The 21,142-nt window shown below is 68.2% G+C and carries 18 protein-coding genes; 12 read left to right on the top strand and 6 right to left on the bottom strand.

Annotation, left to right across the window (positions count from 1 at the left end; translation table 11 throughout):
- Positions 1-400: 400 nt before the first annotated feature.
- From ABR737_RS39830 to ABR737_RS39820, 3 genes are all read right to left on the bottom strand, one after another.
- Complete coding sequence (locus ABR737_RS39830) at positions 401-1,510, bottom strand: IPT/TIG domain-containing protein (protein WP_350256025.1); 1,110 nt, start codon at positions 1,508-1,510, stop codon at positions 401-403.
- Positions 1,511-1,928: 418 nt separating this feature from the next.
- Positions 1,929-2,411, bottom strand: coding sequence for a hypothetical protein (locus tag ABR737_RS39825; RefSeq protein WP_350256024.1), 483 nt, complete (start codon positions 2,409-2,411; stop codon positions 1,929-1,931).
- Positions 2,412-2,908: 497 nt separating this feature from the next.
- On the bottom strand, positions 2,909-3,031 hold the full coding sequence (locus ABR737_RS39820; protein WP_350256023.1) for a hypothetical protein: 123 nt from the start codon (positions 3,029-3,031) through the stop codon (positions 2,909-2,911).
- A gap of 864 nt (positions 3,032-3,895) precedes the next feature.
- Between ABR737_RS39820 and ABR737_RS39815 the strand changes: the two genes are divergently transcribed.
- A complete protein-coding gene (locus tag ABR737_RS39815; RefSeq protein WP_350256022.1) occupies positions 3,896-4,390 on the top strand; it encodes a peptidylprolyl isomerase in 495 nt (164 codons plus the stop codon).
- A 356-nt stretch (positions 4,391-4,746) separates the two neighbouring features.
- On the opposite strand, the gene ABR737_RS39810 is transcribed toward ABR737_RS39815, so the two are convergent.
- A complete protein-coding gene (locus ABR737_RS39810) occupies positions 4,747-5,556 on the bottom strand; it encodes a HipA family kinase (protein ID WP_350256021.1) in 810 nt (269 codons plus the stop codon).
- A gap of 965 nt (positions 5,557-6,521) precedes the next feature.
- On the opposite strand from ABR737_RS39810, the gene ABR737_RS39805 reads away from it, so the two are divergent.
- From ABR737_RS39805 to ABR737_RS39780, 6 genes are read left to right on the top strand one after another with little or no spacing between them, the layout of a single operon-like run.
- Entirely contained in the window at positions 6,522-7,241 is a 720-nt protein-coding gene (locus tag ABR737_RS39805; protein WP_350256020.1) for an iron-containing redox enzyme family protein, read from the top strand.
- A gap of 9 nt (positions 7,242-7,250) precedes the next feature.
- Positions 7,251-8,546: a pyridoxal phosphate-dependent aminotransferase gene (locus ABR737_RS39800; protein ID WP_350256019.1), complete on the top strand. Its 1,296-nt coding sequence runs from the start codon at positions 7,251-7,253 to the stop codon at positions 8,544-8,546.
- A gap of 13 nt (positions 8,547-8,559) precedes the next feature.
- Positions 8,560-10,338, top strand: a complete 1,779-nt coding sequence (locus ABR737_RS39795; protein ID WP_350256018.1) for an FAD/NAD(P)-binding protein — start codon at positions 8,560-8,562, stop codon at positions 10,336-10,338.
- A 4-nt stretch (positions 10,339-10,342) separates the two neighbouring features.
- Complete coding sequence (locus ABR737_RS39790) at positions 10,343-10,870, top strand: hypothetical protein (RefSeq protein ID WP_350256017.1); 528 nt, start codon at positions 10,343-10,345, stop codon at positions 10,868-10,870.
- Complete coding sequence (locus ABR737_RS39785) at positions 10,867-11,637, top strand: sulfite exporter TauE/SafE family protein (protein WP_350256016.1); 771 nt, start codon at positions 10,867-10,869, stop codon at positions 11,635-11,637. Before ABR737_RS39790 ends, ABR737_RS39785 begins: the two co-directional genes overlap by 4 nt.
- Before the next feature lie 32 nt (positions 11,638-11,669).
- Positions 11,670-12,254, top strand: coding sequence for an O-methyltransferase (locus ABR737_RS39780; RefSeq protein ID WP_350256015.1), 585 nt, complete (start codon positions 11,670-11,672; stop codon positions 12,252-12,254).
- 23 nt (positions 12,255-12,277) lie between these two features.
- Here the strand turns inward: ABR737_RS39780 and ABR737_RS39775 are convergent, their stop codons facing one another.
- Positions 12,278-12,781, bottom strand: coding sequence for a MarR family winged helix-turn-helix transcriptional regulator (locus tag ABR737_RS39775; RefSeq protein WP_350256014.1), 504 nt, complete (start codon positions 12,779-12,781; stop codon positions 12,278-12,280).
- Between the two features lie 74 nt (positions 12,782-12,855).
- Here ABR737_RS39775 and ABR737_RS39770 point away from each other — a divergent pair, with 74 nt between their 5' ends.
- From ABR737_RS39770 to ABR737_RS39760, 3 genes are all read left to right on the top strand, one after another.
- The gene (locus ABR737_RS39770) at positions 12,856-14,022 is read left to right on the top strand and encodes a flavin-dependent oxidoreductase (protein ID WP_350256013.1); all 1,167 of its coding nucleotides are present in this window, start codon (positions 12,856-12,858) and stop codon (positions 14,020-14,022) included.
- Positions 14,019-14,468 carry a DUF3237 domain-containing protein gene (locus tag ABR737_RS39765; RefSeq protein WP_350256012.1) on the top strand — a complete coding sequence of 150 codons (450 nt, stop codon included), beginning with the start codon at positions 14,019-14,021 and terminating at the stop codon, positions 14,466-14,468. Before ABR737_RS39770 ends, ABR737_RS39765 begins: the two co-directional genes overlap by 4 nt.
- Before the next feature lie 151 nt (positions 14,469-14,619).
- On the top strand, positions 14,620-16,134 hold the full coding sequence (locus ABR737_RS39760) for a PepSY-associated TM helix domain-containing protein (RefSeq protein ID WP_350256011.1): 1,515 nt from the start codon (positions 14,620-14,622) through the stop codon (positions 16,132-16,134).
- Positions 16,135-16,210: 76 nt separating this feature from the next.
- Here ABR737_RS39760 and ABR737_RS39755 read toward each other — a convergent pair whose 3' ends face one another.
- A complete protein-coding gene (locus ABR737_RS39755; protein ID WP_350256010.1) occupies positions 16,211-16,366 on the bottom strand; it encodes a DUF6131 family protein in 156 nt (51 codons plus the stop codon).
- Positions 16,367-16,743: 377 nt separating this feature from the next.
- On the opposite strand from ABR737_RS39755, the gene ABR737_RS39750 reads away from it, so the two are divergent.
- A complete protein-coding gene (locus ABR737_RS39750) occupies positions 16,744-18,831 on the top strand; it encodes a SpoIIE family protein phosphatase (protein WP_502964451.1) in 2,088 nt (695 codons plus the stop codon).
- Between the two features lie 400 nt (positions 18,832-19,231).
- Positions 19,232-21,076, top strand: a complete 1,845-nt coding sequence (gene asnB, locus ABR737_RS39745; protein WP_350256009.1) for an asparagine synthase (glutamine-hydrolyzing) — start codon at positions 19,232-19,234, stop codon at positions 21,074-21,076.
- Positions 21,077-21,142: the final 66 nt, after the last annotated feature.

The following is a 21,142-nucleotide window of genomic DNA, read 5'->3' as shown; positions in this document are numbered from 1 at the left end:
TCCGAGGTGAGACGGCCCTTACCTCTTCACCCGGATGGCGCAGCCTGAGCGTTGAGCGGATGCCACCCGGCCGGCCCCCGCCAACTGGGGTGACGTGCCGCCATGACGCGTCTCGTGCGTGCCGCCGTCTTTTGTGCCGCCGTCTTCTTGGCGCCCTATTCATGGCCCTATTCGTCGTCCTGCTCGTACTCCCCCCGCTCCTCGGACCTCGCTCGTAACGCCCTGCTCGTGGCGCCCTGCCACCGGTTCCTGATGAGCCGGCGACAGGGCGGGGCGGACCCGGCAGAGGTGTCGCATCACCGCTCGGCGGCTCGACCGCTCGGCCACTCGACCGATTACGGCGGATGCGAACCCCGGACCGTCCTCCTTGCCGCGGGCGAACCGGTGCAAGGAGGACCGCTCACACGTAGGTGTATCCGCCGGCGACGTTGGCGCTGCCGCCCGGGGTGGTGACGACGACGGGAACGTTGCCCGGCGCCCCGGCAGGGGTGAAGCCGACCAGCGCCGTACCCGACGCATTGACCGAAACCCCCGTCGCCGCAACCCCGTTGAACGTCACCACCGCACCACTCAAACTGCTCCCCGTGATCACAAACGCCGCACCACCCACAGCACTGCCCGACGACGGCGACAGCGACGTGACGACAGGCGGAGGCGGGGCGGTGTACGTGTACCCACCGGCGACCGTGGTACTGCCCGCCGGGGTGGTGACGACGACCGGAACGTTGCCCGGCGCCCCGGCAGGGGCGAAGCCGACCAGCGCCGTACCCGACGCATTGACCGAAACCCCTGTCGCCGCAACCCCGTTGAACGTCACCACCGCACCACTCAAACTGCTCCCCGTGATCACAAACGCCGTACCACCCACAGCACTGCCCGACGACGGCGACAGCGACGTGACCACGGGCGGAGGCGCCGTATAGGTGTACCCGCCGGCGACGGCGGTGCTCCCGGCCGGGGTGGTGACGACGACCGGGACATTGCCGATGGGGCCGGGCGGCGTGACGCCGGTGAGCACCGTCCCCATGGGGTTGATGGACACTCCGGTGGCCGGCACGCCGTTGAAGGTGACGGTTGCGCCGGTGAGGTTGGTGCCGATGATGGCGAACGCGGTGCCGCCGGCGGTGGACCCGCTGCTGGGCACAAGAGCGGTGACCGTCGGACCGGTGGGCGGAGCGATGGTGTAGGTGTAGCTCACCGAGTTGGTGTTGCCTCTCGGTGTGGTGGCGATGATCTGGACCGTACCCGCTGTGTGCGGGGGCGCTACGACGGTGACCGAGCCGCCGGAAGGGTCCTGGGCGACGATGGTGGCGGGGATGCCACCGAAGGTGACCTGGCTTGTGCCCTGCAGGCCCGCCCCGGTGAGCAGGACGGTATTTCCTCCGGAGGTCGGTCCCGAGTCCGGAATGGCCTCGTAGAGCCTCGGATATCTGGGCCAGTTTCCCCCGTCCCCGCCGGGCCAGGAGCCCGGGGACTGCGGACTTTCTTGCTGCTGTACGACTGCGGACATGACTTCTCCCTGGGCAGCCGCCGCTCCCTCTCCCTCACGATTCCGTTCGTGAACGGGTCTGGTGGGAGCGGAAGTTGCCGGTCGTCGAATGTTGGGTGCATGCGACGGTAGGGTTCCCGGCCGGTCGAAAGAAGGCGCGTACGTGTCAGCAATGACGCGTTCCACAATCAACATGACAATAAGTAAATGAGCGTGACTCCCGGGCCGCCGACCGGCGTGCGCCGGTATTCCGCAGACCCGTTTCACGAGCCGCCCGGCGTGCGCGCGGGGCGGTCCCCGCCGTGCGGCAGTGGTGATGCCCGGGGACACCTGCCGCTCGTCCCCGGGCACCGCTTCCGCGTTCCGTGTTCCGTCGTTCGTCTTCCGTTGTTCGTGTTCCGTCTTCCGCTGTTCGCCCCCACGGCCGAGGGCCGATCGGTTACGGGTGGTAGATGGTCGCGGCCCAGTTGGCCTTCCAGTTGCCGTCGCCGAACTGGAGGTTGACGGAACAGCGACCGGTGTCGCCGTCACAGGTCAGGCTGTTCGCCGGCACGGGAGCGGCAAGCCGTGCGCCGTCGGCGGACCGGAGCGCCTGGTGGAAGATGCTGGCTGACCAGCTCGCGCGCCAATTCCCGTCGCCGAATTGCAAGTTGGCGGTGCACTTGCCGGTGTCGCCGTCGCAGTTGAGGCCCGTTACCGGTACCGGAGCACGGTAGGCGGAGCGGGGTGACTGGTGGGAGATGGTCGCGCCCCAGCTGGCCTTCCAATTGTTGTCACCGAAGCGGAGGTTGGCTGTGCACTTGTAGGTGTCGCCATCGCAGTTGAGCGCGGTCACCGGTACCGGAGCAGCAACGGCCGGACCGGCCAGCCCGATCCCCAGAGCAACGAGTGCAGCGCAGGTGCCGACGATAATGCGTCGCATAGCCGTCCTTCCCTCGTGGGCGCACGGCGCGCCCGATTCCAGAGAAGGATTTGCTGATTTCCTGCTGCACCAAGCCCGCAGGAACGGCCTTCAGCAGAAAGTGTGCACCCCCGTACCGGCGAGCGAAATCCGGGCAGGGCTGCCGGACGGCAATTGGTGGTGAACGGCGCATTCGTGGTGGGCTCGAGGCGCGAAGAGGGTGCAGCGCCCGGTACGGCCGACTGCTCGTGGCCCATGCCACCGGCACAATCGGGACTTCCGGCGGCAATCTCGCCGCACGCGCTTCCATGCGTGCCGGCTGCGCGGATGAGGGTGCGGTCCGTGGGTAGCTTCTACGGTTCGCCCTTGCGGTTCGGCCCACCGCCCCTTCCCTTCGACCCCACCGCCTCCGTCCCCGTCTTTGTCCCTGTCCCTGTCCCTGTCCCTGTCCTTGTCGTTGGCGTTCTGTGGGCGGGAAGGCGGCGGCGTCGGGCCGATCGGCCGAAGGCTGCGCGTTCTCAGGGGGTCGGAGTCTCGATCGCCGAAGCGTCGTCGAGAACGCGGCGGGCGGCCTCCGCGAAGTCTCGTACCTCGGCGGTGAAGGCCAGCCCGGCTTCGGCAACGGATGCGGCGGCGTCCACGCACTCGTGGGACCCGGCGTCGCATCGCTCTCCTGCTTCGATGGAATTCCGCAAGGGCCTGATGCATCGGTGTGCGGTTCTGATGAGTTCCTGTGAAGGGGAGACCACGGGCGGCGGCCCCTCCAGAAGTACGTGCACTCCGAGATGATCGAGCTTGTCGAGCTCTCGGTGAAAGGCGTCCAGGTCCGTGGTGTGGGACTCCCGGTACCTTCCGAGCGCGCGCTCGGTGGCTCGTGCCTGTTCCAGGAAAACCGCGTACACGATACGGCGCGGCTCACGGCGCTCCCGCACATGACCGACGCGCAGACCGCGCCTCAGCTGTGCCTCCTGGGCCGCGAGTTGACTCCGGGCGGTCCGGGCTCCCCAAAGCCCCGTGACGGCTGCGGCACCTCCCGTACCGAGTGCGCCGACGGTAGCTCCCAAGATCGCCGCTATGCCCGAATCCACCTCGGCAGTCTTGCGTATGCCACGGTTCGGCGCGCAAAAGCGGCAATAACGTACCGGACGGTTCACCTTCGGTCACGGGTCGGTCCAACCCTTGCTCTCGCGGTCCGGAAGTGCGCTCGACCGGGACGGTTTACGCGCCGGCATCCAGGCCGGGGGCGATGCCTCTCGCGCGGGCCATCCATATCGCGGAGGGCCCTGTATTTCCAGGGGGACCTTGCCTTTCTCGGGGGCCCTGCCTCCCAGGCGGGGGATCCGGGGTTTCCCGGTGGGACCATGCCTTTCCCGGTGGTGAGGGACCCTGCCTTTCGCGGGGGGCGAGCCCCTTCGAGTCCTTTCGAGCCCCTTACACGGACTCCATCGCGACGGGCGCCGGGGGCCCCGCCTCGCCCCGGCGCGGGCGGATGTAAGGATGCCGTCATGACTGACAACGTATTTTTCGACATCACCATCGATGGCGCCCCCGCCGGGCGGATCGTCTTCACCCTGTTCGACGACGTGGTTCCCCGGACCGCGAAGAATTTCCGTGAGCTCGCCACCGGTGAGCACGGCTTCGGCTACGAGGGGTCCGGCTTCCACCGCGTCATCCCCGACTTCATGCTCCAGGGAGGCGACTTCACCGCCGGCAACGGCACCGGCGGCAAGAGCATCTACGGCGAGAAGTTCCAGGACGAGAACTTCCAGCTCAAGCACACCAAGCCCGGTCAGCTGTCGATGGCCAACGCCGGCCCGCACACCAACGGCTCGCAGTTCTTCATCACCACCATCGTCACCGACTGGCTCGACAACAAGCACGTCGTCTTCGGCGAGGTCGTCGAGGGCATGGAGATCGTCCGGAAGATCGAGTCCCTGGGCTCCCGCAGCGGCGCCACCCGCGCCGACATCGTCATCGCCAAGTCCGGCGTGGTCGCGTAGTAGCCACCGTGCCTCCGGCGTCGGCCGGCCCCGTCGACGCCACCGAATCCCAGGGGCGCCGACGTCACGCGGGCTTGGGATGCCACTTGGCATACCGCTTCGGATGCCCCTGCGGATGACACGTCGGACAGCACTGCGGATGCCGCCCTTCTGCAGGGCGAGCACGACCGCCGTGCCCGGCCTCGCTCGGCGTGACGATCAAGGCCCTCGGCGCCCTGTGTGCGCCGGGACGGGCCCTGGGCAACCGAGCTGCGCTCTGGGCGGCCGCCGCCGTAGGTGCGGCGGCCGCCCACGCCGGAGTCGGACCGTCGTGTGCCGTGCCGATGACGAGGACCGCCTCGCGGCCTCGTGACTGCCTACCGGCTCGCGGCTGATTGCGGGCGCGCGGCCGCAAGAAAATTCGTGGGGAGCCACTGCGTGGATATTTTTGCGCGGGCGGCGAGGTGGGCGACGTAAGCGTCGCGCAGCTCGTGCGGGGTCGTGAAGCCCGGTTCGGGGGTCAGCCATTCGTCCGGGACGGCGGTGACGACCTCGCGCAGCAGCTCCGGCGTCACGCGGTGGGCGAGTTCGGCATCCGCCGCCGCCACGTCGGGACCACGGGAACCGAGAACGTGGTGCTGGAAGGGGTACGCCTTGCCGACGGCGTCCGCCGCGGAATCCCAGCGGTGATGAAAGACGAGCGAGGCGCCGTGGTCGATGAGCCACAGATGGGGCTCCTGGTGACCGGAGGCCGGCCAGGCCATGAGGTTCGGACTGTGCACCGTACGGTCCACGTTGGCGGTGAAGGCGTCCAGCCAGACGATCCTTGCGGCCTCCGCCGGATCGACCTCCAGCGCGTCCGGTGTGAAATCAGCGGCTCCCGGCAGGTAGTCCATGCCGAGGTTGAGTCCGGCGCTGGAGTGCAGCAGATCCTGGATCTCCTGGTGTGGCTCCTCGCCGGCGACCGACGGGTCGAAGTGCACCAGGACCAACTCCGGTACGCGCAGCCCGAGTCGGCGGGCCAGCTCGCCCACGACGACCTCGGCGACCAGCGCCTTGCGCCCCTGCGCCGAGCCGGTGAACTTGACGACGTACGTCCCCAAGTCATCGGCCTCGACGACTCCGGGCACGGAGCCACCGGAGCGCAGGGGTTCGAGGTAGCGGATGGCAGTCACGTGTCTCAACATCTTCCGAGGTTCCCTCTCCCCGTCTCGGGCCCCGGCCCCGGCCCCCGCATCGAGTCGGAGTCGGGTTTGGAGTCGGATTTGGAGTCGGCCCCGACAGTAACCAGCATCGCAACCCGCTACTCCGGCTTCGCGTCCCCCACACCATTCTCCCCCGACGGACACACGGAGGGCGGGGCAGCCACCGCCGGCCTCCCGTCGGAACATGCCGCCACGGCTCGCCCAAACTGGCTACTTCAAGCCGACCAGGACTTCCTGTCACGCGGGAGCCGGTGATCCCAGGGGGCTCGCCGCCATGCCGTGATCCTGCGCCCGCGCTCCGGAGCGTACGGCCGGTTCTTCCTGGGGCGGCGCTGTCCCCACCGCCACTGCCGCACCACCGTGGCCAACCGTTACGCCGCATCGATCTTCCCGGACGAGTAACGGAATCGTGACCATGGGTAGTGTGGCGGCCGCCGACAAGTGGCCGGTAAACGCTGTCCCCGAAACGACCTTTAGGCAATCATGGATCACGACCGAACGCCGGGGTGTTCATCGTGGCTCACCTGGAGGGTGGACATACGTTCAGCAATGCGTCTGCCTTCGCCAGGAGAGAGTTCTGCAGGTTTCTTCGGCCCTGTCCGATTCCAGGTTTCAGTTTTGCGCGACGCAGTGCGGTGCAGTGCGGTGCACAGAGAGAGTGACTTTCTCTCGACCGCGGAATGACAGCAGCTTTCCTCGCTCAAACGACTCTCATCGTACGAGGCGGGTGAATTCGCGGGATGACTCTCGCGGTTCGCCGGCCGGGCCGCCACGATGGCTCGTGATAGTGATCAAGCGCAATCGAAGACGTCGTACGGTATCCATCCAGTGGGTCGTTGCGTCAGTTTTGGCATCTTATTGACCACGATCCACACCTGTGTGAACTGGGGTGAAGCAATATGACGACCAGCACGGCAACTACACTTCACGATCAAGTCACTTCGCTCATGGACGAGTTGGACCGGCATCCGGTCTACGACAACGAGTACTTCACGTTCCTGGAGAACTCGCCATGGAACAGCGACACCTACGACTTCCACCGGGCGAACTTCTTCCAGCGCACCGAGGGCACGGTCAAAGGCATCGCCCACGTGTGTGCACAGGCGGCGGCCAACGATGACCGGGACACGCTGGTCCTGTTCTCCTACATCCTCAACGAGGAGGCCGGGAACGGCGAGGCCGCCCACTGCCATGAGGTGCTGATGGAGAACGCCCACAACTTACACGGACAGGCGGAGTTCGGCCTGGCGCCCTTACGCGTGAAGGACGCGCGCAACAGCAACCTGGTCATACCGGAGACGTTCGCTTACCGCGAGCGCACCCGGGAGCTGCTGGGCGCCAACTACCACCGCATGCTGGGCGTCGCCATGGCTCTGGAGTCCCACGCCGACCGGATGCTGCAGGTCTGCCGTACGGCGTTCCGCAACAGCAACAACAAGCTGGCCGAATCCGAGTTCGTCAACAACGTCGAGATCTACTTCAACGTCCACGTCGGCGACGAGGGTGTCGAGGAACGCCATGCCGCCGATGCGAAGAAGTGCGTCCAGAACAACTGCCGCACCGACGCCGACGTCGCCGAGATCGCCTATGGCGCGAACGAGACGCTGAAAATTCAACTGGAAATGTGGGACGCGATGCACAAGGCCGTCCGCAAGTTGCATTCCTAACGGGGAGAGGTGACCCGGCCGACCGTGCAGAAGAATCGTGGCATTTCCGATGCCGTCCTGAGCATTCCAGAATCGGTGACTCACGGAACCGCGGCGAAGATCGTCGCGCTCAACAAGTCACTCCCCGAAGACGACCAGATCATCGATCTCAGCATTGGCGCGCTGGACACACCGACCGATCCCCGGATCGACCGAGGTGTGATCGAGTTCGTGGAGAAACAGTCCGACGCGATTCATGCGTTTGCGCCCATCAGAGGGTTTCCGTTCCTGCTGGAGTCCGTGGCCGCACGTGTGGCTCGCCTGCACGGAATTGCGTACGACCCGGACCGTGAAATCATGGTCACCCCGGGCGGTGTGAAAGGTTCGATTTCGGTAATCTTCCATGCCTTGCTGAATCCGGGCGACGACGTCGTGATCCCCGTGCCCAACTGGCCGCACTACTCGGACATGGTGCGGCTGCACGGAGCCGTCCCGAAGACCGTCCTGGTCACGGCGCACGAAGGCCTCACGGCACCGGCTCTTGAGGAAGCGCTCTCGGAGCGAACCAAGATCGTCGTGCTCGGCGACTGCATCAATCCGACGGGGAAGGTCTATTCGACCGGGGAATTGTCGGCGCTGGCGGATGTCGTCGCCCGGCACAATGTGCGGCGCGAGTCCGCTGGCAAGAGCCCGGTCCATGTCCTGTTCGACTCTCCCTACGAGGCCCATATCGTGGGGGCCCGCGCCAAGACGTTTGCCGCCATCGACGTTGCGCTCCCCGACGGCAGCCGCTGCTCCATGCGGCCGTGGACGCTGTCGGTGACCGGACCGGGCAAGACGTACGGCATGCACGGCGACCGGATCGGTTACCTCTGCGGTCCGCCGGACATCGTGGACGCGGCGGCGCGTGCACAGGTCAACCTCACCTCGTTCGCGTCCACTTACGGGCAGGTCGCCACGCACGTCGCCTTGCAGCCGGACATGGACGAGGTGGCAACCGCCAGAGCGGAGGCCGCACGCACCAATCTCCAGACCATGCTGCGTGAGCTCGGCGCCGTCCCCTCGTTGAAGATCAGCCCTGCCCAAGGGGGCTACTTCCTCTTCGTCGACTTCTCGGGCTACGCCGACGCCTACCGGAAACACGGCTACAGCAGCGCCGATCAGTTCCTGCTGGACGAGGCGAAGGTCGCCACGATCCGCGGCAGCCATTTCGCGGAGGGCCACCTCCTGGATCACTTCGTGCGGATCAACTGCGGCCGGACGGGTGCGCTCGTGAGCGAGGCCGGCAGACGTATCAGGCGCGCCCTCACACGCTTGGAGTCCTGACCTGAATGCCACGATGAGGGGAAACATCACCTACTGCATCATCGGCACAGGGTTCGCAGGTACCTGCGCGTTGTGGCATGTGGTGCAACGGCTCACCGATCCACGCCGCAGGCCCTCGCTCTCCCGCTCCGCCGTCACGATCGTCACGGTGGAGCGGGGGCCGGTGAACGGGCCGGGATATCCCTACGCGAAAGACAACGTCCAGCTTGCGCATCGGTGCAACAACGAGGCGAGCACCATGGGCATCCACGGCAATGACTTCGTCGACTGGCTGGCCGAGAGCAAACCATGGCTCATCAGGGACCATCCGGAGCTGGTCCTGGAGACCCACCCCGGAGTCGAGCTCGGTGCATGGCAGCCCGACAACGCCGAGTTCTATCCGCGTGCGTTGTTCGGTCTGTATCTCGAAAGGCGCTTCCAGGAGGCGGTCGAGCGGGCCCGTGCGCATGGCATCGACGCTCAGCAGTACGTGCGCCACGAGGCCGTCGACGGCTACGCAACGGAGCAGGGTTTCGCCCTCTCCCTCCGCAGCCTCGACACCGGCCACCGGTTCACCGTGGACGGGATCGACCGCGTCCTGCTGAGCACCGGGCACTGGCAGTCGAAGGCGGCCCACCCGCTTTCCGGAGCGAGTGGATACCTCGCGTCGCCCTATCCGCCGGACGCGGTGAAAGCTGCGGTATCCGAGCGCGTCCGGTCGCGGCGCGCACGCGGCGAGCGCCCCCGGGTGTTCGTTCAGGGCATGGGCCCGAGCGGCATCGACGCCATCATGACCTTGTGCGGTGACGGCGAGTTCACGTACACCGACGACGGTCATATCGCGTCGTACCGGCCGGCGGCGCAGGCCGGCGACGAGCCGTTGCATATCGTCGCCGGATCGCGCTGCGGGTTCTTCCCTCCCGTTCGGGGGCCGCTCGCACCGTTCGAGCCGCACCATCTCACGGCGGAGCGCCTTGCGGAGATCCGGCGCGATCACCAAGGGCATCTGAAGATCGAGCGCATTCTGGAGCTCCTGGACAAGGACCTGCGCCGGGCCACTGCGGGGGCAGTGGGGTGGGACGACTTCAAGAGTCCCCGCTTTGACTCCGCCAGGGAAAAGCTCGCGAGCGATCTCCAGGACTCGTACACCGGAAACCTCGTCCACACCATTGCACTCAAAGCGCGGCGGATGCGCTTCTACCACCAGCTCGAACCGATGGACAAGGCTACGTACGACCGTCTGCTCGACACCCACTTCATCCGGACGGCCGTGCCGATGCCGTCCGCGAACGCGGAGAAGCTCCTCGCTTTGATGGACGCCGGGATATTGACGACCGTGAAGCAGGGCTATGACGCGCCGCACCCGGCAGTGGGTGAGGACGGTGATTTCCGGATCACCTACCGGTCCGGCGAGGGCGGGCAGTCGACCTTGCGGGCCGACTGTGTGATCCGTGCCAGCGGGCAGGACTTCCGCATGGAGAACCATCCGTCACCGTTGGTGCAGAACCTTCTGAGGCGAGGCGAGATCGTCCCGCATGAGGAAGGCGGATATGTCACGGGCGGTATCGCGCTCGATGCCCGCGGCGGGTATCGAGTACTGAAGCGGACGGGCGGCGGGTGCGTTCCGTCGCCGCATCTCACCTCCTACGGTTCGCCCGTCAGGTTCTGGCAGCACGAACACAATTTCGCCGGCGCATTCGTCGAGGCGGCCGAGTGGGTTGCCGACGAATGGCTTGACGCCGCGGCGGACGTCACCGTACGCTCCGCCGCCGTCGACAGTCCCGGGTTGGTCACCAGCGAGACAGGGAGTTGAGCAAATGGAGATGAAAGAGTTCCATTACCAGGACGGCCTGCGGGTCAGCCTGTTCAATCTCGACCACAGGGCTGTCCCCTATCACTTCCATAATGAAGTGTCCGACATGATGTATTGCTCACGGGGTCAGATCACGATCGAGCTGCCCGATACGGACGAGGTATTCACCGTCCTTCCGGACCAGGTGTTCCAGGTTCCCCACCCGAGCAAGCACAGGTTCGTCAACGGCGCACCTGTCGGAACGCCCTCACGCTATGTCCTTCTCCAGATCGGCGCATTCGACATCAACTTCGTCCGGGACGCCAAGGACATCGCGGGGCAGTTCGCCGAGCGCGACGCGACGCAGGTCACGGGCGGCGCCGTCTACATCGAGGACCGCAAGAGCGACATCGTCAAACTCGCCGATCACTTCGAACAGGAGAGGCCCGAGGGCCTGGACCCGGAGGAGCAGGCTGACGTCGTGACGGCACTGCGGTGCTTCGCCTCCCGTGGGCTGGAGACAGGGCACCCGCGGAGTGACCTCAACTCTTGACCCACACGGCCCTGCTCTCCTTCGACGTGGCCACCGTCACGTTGATTGTTCTGACGTTCTTCGCGGGTGGGTTGGTCAAGGGTCTGACCGGCCTCGGCCTGCCGCCCGTCGTCCTCGGAATTCTCGCTGCGACGGTCGGGATCCACCCCGCGAAGGCGTTGATACTCATTCCGACATTCCTGACCAACGTCCTTCAGGCTTCGCGCGGCGGTCACGGCCGGGAAGTCGTCCGTCTCACCTGGCCGTTTCTCCTGGCGGCCACGGTCTTTACCGTCTCGGGTGCGTTCACCCTGAGCTACTTCCGGGCGGACGTGATGTCCGCCCTGCTCGGCGTGGGGCTCGCGGTGTACGGGTTGCTCGGGCTGTTCAAGCTCCGGGTGAACATCAGAGACAGATGGTGGCACCACCCCGCGGGGGTGCTCTTCGGAGCCACCAACGGCTTCCTCACCGGAATGACCGGCTCGTCAGCCGTCCCAGGAGTCTTCTACCTGCAGTCCATTGGTCTGCTGCGCGACCAACTGGTGCAGAGCATGGGGATCCTCTTCACGCTCTCCACCGTTGGTCTGGCATGGTCGCTGCGGACGCAAGACCTGCTCAGCGTGAATCTCGGCGTGATGTCGGCCGCCGCCTTGGCCCCGGCGTTTCTCGGGATGTCGATCGGCAACCGGATACGCCGGAAGATCTCCGAGGAGAAATTTCGCACCGTACTGTGTGTTGCCCTGCTGCTCCTCGGCCTGTATGTCGCGATACAGAGTCTGGCCGGCTGATGAGGATTCATGAAGCAAGGAGAGGAATCACCATGGAGCATGGTCTCGCCGAACTGCTGGGTGAGCTGGAGGAATTCGGCACTGCCAACGATGCGGCGACGGACGACCGGAGCCGGAAGATGCTGAATATCACGCACGACACCGGCGTGTTCCTCGCGTTACTCGTCAAGGCATCCAAGGCCAAGAAGGTGCTGGAGATCGGGACGTCGAACGGCTACTCGACGTTGTGGCTCGCCGATGCCGTGGGCGGGGACGGCTCGGTCACCACCGTCGAACAGGCGCCTCACAAGCGCGCGATGGCCGAGCGGAACTTTCGGCGCGCCGGGCTCTCCCCCCGCATCCAGCAGATCGAGGGCGAGGCCGGCCGGTTCATCGCGACGCGCGAGGCGGGCGAGTACGACTTCATCTTCCTGGACAGCGATCGCGGACAGTACGCGGACTGGTGGCCCGCACTGCAGCGGATCCTCGCGGACGGCCACCTGCTCGTGGTCGACAACGCGGTCTCCCACGCCCACCAGATGGAAGACTTCAACCGCCTGGTCGCGGCCTCGGACGGCTACCTCGGCTCCCTTTCCCCGATCGGCAAAGGCGAGTTGGTGATCCTGAAGGACACCTGACGGGCCCTGCGCCGGGACGGCACTCAGCCGGCGTCCTCGGGTCGCGCGGCCAGGACACGGGTGATCAGATCGGTGAGGGTGGCCCGCTCGTCGGCGTCGAGGGTGGCGAACCACTGCTGCTCGCGGCGGCTCTGTTCGGCGAACGCCTCCCGGACGGCTTTCTCGCCCGTGGCGGTGAGGCCGGCGGCGACCGCGCGCCGGTCGTCGGGGACCGGGCGGCGTTCGACCAGGCCGTCCCGTTCGAGGGTGTTGATGGCGTTGGTGACCGCCGAGCGGGACATCGCCGAGATCTCGGCGAGCCTGGCGGGCTGGGTGGGGCCCAGCAGCCAGAGCTTGAACATCAGCCGGAAGCCGGAGAGCGTCCAGCCGCGCGGGCGGTGGATGTGGCTCTCCAGGTCGGCGACGACCAGGTAGGACAGGTGGAGCAGGTGGTAGGCGAGCGCGAATGCCTCCGGGTCGGTCGGTGAGGGCATGCCCGCCAGTCGGTCGCGGGCGTAGGCGGCGTATCTGAGATCTGGTCGGTCCACGGACAGAGTCTTGCGCATGGAAGCGGCGCGATGGGAGATTGTTACGGCCATAACAATCATCCCTGGAGGGTGCTGTGCGGATCACCATCGCAGGAGGCGGTATCGGCGGGCTCGCCACCGCACTCAGCCTGCATGCGGCCGGACTCGACGACGTCGTCATACACGAAGCGGCCCCGGAGATCCGTCCGCTCGGCGTCGGGATCAACCTTCTTCCGCACGCCGTAAGGGAGTTGACTGAGCTCGGTCTGGCCGACCGGCTGGCCGCGATCGGTGTCCCCACCGCCGATCTGACCTACTTCAACCGGTACGGGCAGGCGATCTGGTCCGAACCGCGCGGGCTCGGCGCCGGCTACCGGTGGCCGCAGTACTCGGTGCACCGGGGCAGGCTGCAAATGCTGCTGCTGGACGCCGTCCGCGAGCGCCTGGGTACCCGCTCCGTCCGAACCGGAAGCCGGATCACCGGCCTGCGCCACGACTCCGGCCTGCTCATCGGCGCCGACGGAATCCACTCGGCCGTCCGGGCCGCGCTCTTCCCCGGCGAAGGGGCACCGCCCTGGAACGGGCTCGTACTGTGGCGGGGCACGTCCTCCTGCGAGCCGTTCCTGACCGGCCGGTCCATGATCATGGCCGGGGACGGCACACAGAAATTCGTCGCCTACCCGATCGGGGACGGACGGCTGATCAACTGGATCGCCGAGCGGCCACTGGACGGCGAACCGCCTGAGCGCGGGAACTGGAACCGCCCCGCCGACCTGGCCACGGTCGTGGAGCACTTCACCGACTGGAAGTTCGACTGGCTCGACGTGCCGGGGATCATCACCGGGGCCGAGGCGGCCTACGAGTACCCGATGGTGGACCGCGAGCCCCTGCCGCACTGGACCAGGGATGACGTCGTCCTCCTGGGCGACGCCGCGCACGCCATGTACCCCATCGGCTCCAACGGAGCGTCCCAAGCGATCATCGACGCCCGGGTACTCGCCCACTCGCTCGCCACGACCGGCTCCGCCGCCGCGTACGAGGACATCCGCAGGCCGGCCGCCACCGCGCTCCAACTCGCCAACCGGCGCCAGGGGCCCGAGGTCGTCATGAGGCTCGCCCACGAGCGGGCTCCCGATGGCTTTGCGGACATCGAGCAGGTGGTCCCGCTCGCAGAGCGCACGGAGATCGCCGCTGCCTACAAGCGCACCGCGGGCTTCGACCCGACCCTGCTCAACGAGCGCGCGTCGTGGAGCGTGCGGTGAACCTGAAAAGTCTCGCCGTCTTCGAGGTGAAACTGGACCCGGTTCTCGACCTCGGAGACTCGCACTGGGGCAGCCGCCGAGTGATCAACATCGTCGGCGGGACATTCGAAGGGCCCCGGCTGTCCGGGGAGATCCTGCCCGGCGGGGCGGACTGGCAGGTGCTGCACCCCGACGGCATGGCCAGCATCGATACCCGCTCCACGCTGCGCACTCATGACGGCGCACTTCTCTACCTCTCGACCAGCGGAGTACGCCACGGCCCGCCCGAGGTTCTCCGGAGGCTGGCCGCCGGGGAGGCGGTGGACCCCGCCGAGTACTACTTCCGGCTCTTCTGCCGCTTCGAGACCGGGGACGAGCGCTACCGGTGGCTGAACCGCACCCTGGCCGTAGCCTCGGGCGCCCGTACCACCGAGGCCGTCCGCTACGAGGCGTACTCCCTCGGCTAGGGGGTGTCTCCCCCTAGCCGGTGCCGCACGCGGGGGCCTCTATGGGCCACGTCACACCAGCTCGCCGGAACTCGCACGTCCGGTTATCCGACTCCCTGAAGTGGCACGGCAGAGGACCGGGCCACCTCACCTTCGAGTTGGGAGCACCCGGGTGCCCACTGAACAACGTCTCGCATCGAGCGATGCCGGCGATACCGGCGATGCCCCGGACGCCGTCGGCTCCGGTGCGCAGCGGGCGGCCGTACGGCGGACCGGGTGGTCCGCCCTTCGCCCGCTGGTGTGGCGACTGCACTTCTACGCCGGTGTGCTCGTCGCGCCCTTTCTTCTGGTCACCGCGGTCACCGGACTGCTGTACGCCGGGGCGTTCCAGGCGGAGAAGGTGGTCTATGCGCAGGAGTTGAGCGTCCCGGCCGGTGCGCACACGATGCCGCTGTCGCGGCAGGTCGCCGCCGCCCGCAAGGCGCATCCCGAGGGCAAGATCGCTGCCGTGCGCCCGGCGCCGCAGCCGGGCGACACCACGCGCGTCCTGCTCGCCGGCGTCCCAGGGGTGTCCGCCGAGCACCAACTCGCCGTCTTCGTCGATCCGCACACCGGCAGCATCCGGGGAGCGCTGCCGACGTACGGCGCCACGGGCGCGCTGCCGCTGCGCACCTGGCTCGACGATCTCCATCGCCACCTGCACCTGGGCGAGAACGGCCGCCTCTACAGCGAACTGGCCGCCAGCTGGCTGTGGGTGGTCGCCGGCGGCGGGCTCGCGCTGTGGATCGGCCGGAAGCGTACGAACCGCAAGCTGCGGGCCCTCGCCCTGCCGGATCGCACCGCCACCGGACGGCGCCGGACGCTGTCCTGGCACGGCGCGGTGGGCGTCTGGGCGGCGGTCGGCCTGTTCTTCCTGTCCGCAACCGGCCTGACCTGGTCCACGTACGCCGGAGGGAACATCGACGAGCTGCGTCAGGCCCTGGGGCAGGCGACACCGGTGGTCTCGACGGCGGTGGCGCAGGAGCATGCGCACCACGGTGGCTCCGGCGGGATGGCGGGGATGCCCGACATGCCGGGGATGGACGGGAAGAAGGGCGGCGCGTCGAGCGGGGCGGCGTCCGCGGACGTGGGCATCGACAAGGTACTCGGGGCGGCTCGCGCCAAGGGGCTGTCCAACCCCGTCGAGATCGACCTGCCGACGGGCAAGAACACGACCTATGTCGTCAAGCAGGTCCAGCGCAGCTGGCCCGAGAAGCAGGACGCGGTGGCGGTGGACCCGGGCACGGGAAAGATCACCGACGTCTCGCGTTTCGCCGACTATCCCGTCCTGGCCAAGCTCACCCGCTACGGCATCGACCTGCACACCGGCACGCTCTTCGGCATCGTCAACCAGCTCGCGCTGGCCGCGCTCGCCCTCGCGCTGATCTTCCTCGTTCTCTGGGGATACCGGATGTGGTGGCAGCGCCGTCCCACCCGCGACCGCACCCTGTCCGTCGGACGGCCGATCTCCCGGGGCGCCTGGCGGCAGGTTCCGCTGCCCGTGCTGATTCCGCTCGCGCTCGTCGTCGTGGTGGTGGGCTGGGCAGTGCCACTGCTCGGCACGTCGCTCGCCGTGTTCTTGGTCGTGGACCTCGTTCTGGGCGTGCTCGCACGCCGGCGGGCTGCCGCTGCGGCCGCCACGGACTGACGGCTCCTGAGGCGGCCAGGGGTCGTCAGTCCAAGGGGCAGACCCGTCCAGGGGTCAGACCCGTAGTGCGGTCGCGCTACCAGTAGTGCTTTCGGCCGGCGACCGCGTGCCCCATCGTGCCGAGGAGCCACAGAATCGCGCCGATCACGGCAAGAATGACCCCGATGGTCCACAGGATGGAAATGCCGGTCACGAATCCGATGACGAGCAGAATGATTCCGAGAACGACCACGGCGTGCTCCGATCTCGCTTGAGTGTGGATTCAACTTTGATCCTCGGTTGCCGGATCGGCAAGTTTTGGCAGTGCGGCAATAGATGTGGATCGGGGGAGCTCGGTCGCCGCTTGCATGCCTCATGACCGCATGGATGTCCCGGGGGCGACGTGAGCGGCGTGGCCGCCCGGGCGCGCAGGCCACTGTGTGCAGCCCAGGCCGCTCGAAACGCGCAGACGCGGCGGCGACGAGTATGCGGGCGGGCGATCCCGGGGGACGATGGAAGCCACAGCACTCACCTGCCAGGGGCAGGCCACAGAGACACGTGGGCGGGTCGGGCCACGGAACGGGGTGTGGGCACACCTCCCGTGGTCCGGCAGACGGAAGGAGTGCCGGGGTGAGCGCAGACGAGGCGCGGCCGGCCGGCGCCGGTGGACCGGAGGGCAAGTCGTCGCAGCCGAGCGGGCTGATGGACCTTCTCGCCGTCGCCGCGGTGCTGGTGGATGCCGACGGGCGGATCGTGCTGTGGAGCCCGCAGGCCGCGGACCTGTACGGCTACTCCGCCGAGGAAGCCCTCGGGCAGTACGCCGCGCCGCTGCTCATCCACGAAGAGCACTGGGACCTGGTCATCAAGAAGTTCGCCGAGGTCATGGAGACCGGCCGGAGCTGGGGCGGCACCTTCCCCATCCGCCACAAGGACGGCGCGGCGCGGCTGGTGGAGCTGCGCAATATGCGGCTGACGGACGACCACGGCGATTTCTACGCCCTCGGGCTCGCCACCGACTCACCGACGCTCCGCGAGGTGGAGCGGGATGTCGCGCTGTCCACCCGGCTGATCTCCCAGTCCCCCATCGGGCTGGCGATTCTCGACACCGAGCTGCGCTACGTCTCCGTCAACCCCGCGCTGGAACGGATGCACGGCATTCCCGCGAAGGATCACCTCGGCCGGCGCTACCGCGAGATCATGACCGCCGCGAAGTTCGAGGTGCCCGAGGCCGCGATGCGGCAGGTACTCGAAACGGGCGTCCCCATGGTCGACCAGGCCACGGTTGTCGGCCGCAGCCCCTCCGACCCGGACCAGCAGCGCGCCTGGTCCATCTCGTTGTACCGGCTGGAGGACCCCCAAGGGCGGGTTCTCGGGGTGGCCGACCTGGTGGTGGACGTCACCGACCGGTATCAGTCCGCCCTGGAGGCCAGCGAGGCCCGGCGGCGTCTGGCCCTGATCGCGGACGGTTCGGCCCGTATCGGCACCACCTTGGAGGTGGAACAGACCGCGCGGGAGCTGGCCGAGGTCACCGTTCCCGAACTCGCCGACGTGGTCACCGTCGATGTGCTCGACTCCATCCTGGGCGAGCACCGCCCGGCCCGTGACGAGGGCCCCGCGCTCTTCCGCGCCCTCGCCGTGAAGGGCGCCTATCCCACCGAAGCCCTCCAGGCCGCCGACCCTCCCGGCCAGACCGCCGCCTACGAGGCCGACCGCCTGGCCACCCGGTGCGTACGCACCGGCCGCCCGATCCTGGTCTCCCACGCGGATGACGCCGACCTGGCACGCATCGCCCGCGACGACCACGCCGCCACCTTGCTGGCCCGCGCCGGGGTGCACTCCTACCTGCTGGCCCCGCTCACCGCCCGCGGCCAGATCCTCGGCTGCCTGGGGCTCACCCGCGCCCGCAACCCGCTGCCCTTCGACGAGGACGACCTCGCCCTCGCCGCCGAACTGGCCTCCCGCGCCGCCGTCTGCATCGACAACGCACGGTCGCACCAGAGCGTGCGCAACGCCGCCGAGACCCTGCAGCGCAGCCTGCTCCCCGACCATCCGCCCCACCTGCCCGGTCTGCAGATCGCCTCCCGGTACCGGCCCGCGCAGGCCACCTATGAGATCGGCGGCGACTGGTACGACGTCCTTCCGCTCGAAGGGGACAAGACCGCACTCGTCGTGGGCGACGTCATGGGCAGCGGTATCGACGCCGCCGCCACCATGGGCCGCCTGCGCACCGCCACCAGCGCCTTCGCCGACCTCGATCTCGACCCCGCCCAGGTCCTCCAGCACCTCGACAAGATCACCTCAGGGCTGGAGCACTACATCGCCACCTGCGTCTACGCCGTCCACGATCCGCATCGCGCCGAATGCCATATCGCCACCGCCGGCCACCTGCCGCCCGTCCTGGTCCGCAGCGGCCAACGCCCCGAACTCCTCGACCTGCCCACCGGTACCCCGCTCGGAGTCGGCGGCGTCCCCTTCGAGACCGTCACCTTCCGTCTCGACCCCGGCGACCAACTCGTCCTGTACACCGACGGGTTGGTCGAAACCCGCTACCACCCCATCGACGAACGTCTCGACACCCTGCTCCGCCTGCTCGACGCGCCCGGCCGCTCGCTGGAGGAGACCTGCGACCGGCTCCTCAGCGACCTGCGGCGGCCCGACGACCCGGATGACGTCGCCCTGCTCATTGCCCGCACCCGGCCCTTCGGCGCCGGTTCCTAGCGCGGCGGTGCTCCGGCGCGCAGGGGCCCCCGATGCCGGGTGGCAGGGGCAGGCGGCGGATGCCGGCTTCCGGGTGCCGGGTGCCGGGTGCCGGGTAAAACCTTGCCCTCGCTCCCGTATGGCGTAGCTTTCCGCCGGACCGCCCGCCCGGCCCGGCCGGCGCAGCAGAGCGGCAGCTCACGTGCCCCGCCGGGCCGGTTTTCCGGGTGGAGAGCCGTGGCCGGCGCGCGGTCCCGGCGGGTGACGGCCAGGTTGACGGCGCGGCGACCGAGGAACACGCTCGTCACATAGGTGCTCGATACAACTGACTCGCCGCGAGGCCGGCTGCCGGGCGACCGGGCACCGGCGTGCCCGCCCGTGCCGACCGGCGGCTTTCGAGTCGTGATCGGGAGGACATGGCATGTGTGGCATCACCGGCTGGGTTTCCTTCGACCGTGATCTGCGCTCCGAGCGGGAAACCGTGGACGCGATGACCGAGACGATGGCCTGCCGCGGGCCCGATGCCCGTGGCACATGGGTGCAGGGGTCCGCCGCTCTCGGGCACCGCCGCCTCGCCATCATCGATCTGCCCGGTGGACGTCAGCCGATGACCGCCGACCGGGCGGACGGGAGCCCGGTCGCCCTCGTGTACTCCGGCGAGACCTACAACTTCGGCGAGCTGCGCGACGAACTCGCCTCCAGGGGCCACCGCTTCACGACCGGCTCCGACACCGAGGTCGTCCTGCGCGGATACCTCGAATGGGGGGAGGCGGTCGCCGAACGGCTCAACGGGATGTTCGCCTTCGCGGTCTGGGACGAGCAGCGCAGGCGGCTCGTCATGATCCGCGACCGGATGGGCATCAAGCCGTTGTACTACTACCCCACCCCCGATGGCGTGCTGTTCGGCTCCGAGCCCAAGGCGATCCTCGCCCATCCGCTCGCCGCCCGGAAGGTCGGCCCCGACGGCCTCCGCGAGCTCTTCGCCTTCGTCAAGACGCCCGGCCACGCCGTCTGGGAGGGCATGCACGAGGTGGAGCCCGGCACGGTGGTCACCGTGGACCGCGACGGACTGCGCCGGCACGTCTACTGGTCGCTGCGGACCCGGGCCCACCAGGACGACCAGGAGACCTCGATCGCCCGTGTCCGTCAGCTGCTCGACGACATCGTCCGGCGTCAGCTCGTCGCCGATGTGCCGCGCTGCACCCTGCTGTCGGGCGGCCTGGACTCCTCGGCGATGACCGCGCTGGCGGCCCGTCAGCTGGGCGAGGTGGGCGGGAGCGTACGGAGTTTCGCCGTCGACTTCGCCGGCCGGACCGAGCACTTCGTGGCCGACGAGCTGCGTGCCACTCCCGACACGCCCTTTGTGCACGACGTGGCCCGTCTCGCCGGCACCGACCACCAGGACATCGTGCTGGACTCGGCCCACCTGGCCGACCTCGATGTCCGCGCAAAGGTCATCGGCGCGCGGGACCTCCCGATGGGCTTCGGCGATATGGACGCCTCGCTCTACCTGCTGTTCAAGGCGATCCGGCAGCATTCGACGGTCGCCCTGTCCGGCGAGTCGGCCGACGAGGTCTTCGGCGGCTACCAGCAGTTCTTCGACGAAGAGGCCCGCAAGGCCCACACCTTCCCCTGGCTCGTCCGCATCGCCGAGCGCTTCGGCGACGACGGCAACATCCTCACCCCCGCCGTCACCGACGCCCTCGACCTCGGGTCCTACATCCAGGACGGCTACCGCTGTGCCGTCAAGGGCGTGGAACGTCTCGACGGGGAGAGCGACTTCGAGTTCCGGATGCGCACGATCTGCTATCTGCACCTGACGCGCTTCGTGCGGATCCTGCTCGACCGCAAGGACCGCGCGAGCATGGCGGTCGGACTGGAAGTGCGGGTGCCGTTCTGTGACCACCGGCTGGTGGAGTACGTCTACAACGCGCCCTGGTCGCTGAAGTCCTTCGACGGACGGGAGAAGAGCCTGCTGCGCGAGGCCACGGCGGATCTGCTGCCGCAGTCGGTGTACGACCGGGTGAAGAGCCCCTACCCCTCCACACAGGACCCGCAGTACGCGGTCGCGCTCCAGCAGCACGCCAAGGACCTGCTGTCGCGCCCCTCGCACCCCGTCTTCGACCTCGTCGACCGCGCCTGGCTGGAGCGTGTGGCGCAGCACGAGGCGCCCCGGATCACCCAGGCGTCCCGGAGCGGCCTCGAACGGACGCTGGATCTGGCCCTGTGGTGGGACATGTACTCCCCCACGGTGACGGTTGCTTGACCGGGGACGCGTCCGGTGTGACGACACTCCTGGTGGCGTCGTCACCACGGCGCGACGCTGAGCCAT

The organism is Streptomyces sp. Edi2, assembly GCF_040253635.1.
Classification (GTDB): Bacteria; Actinomycetota; Actinomycetes; order Streptomycetales; family Streptomycetaceae; genus Streptomyces.
Note: the sequence above shows the minus strand (reverse complement) of the source record. Positions and strands in the feature narration are given on the sequence as shown.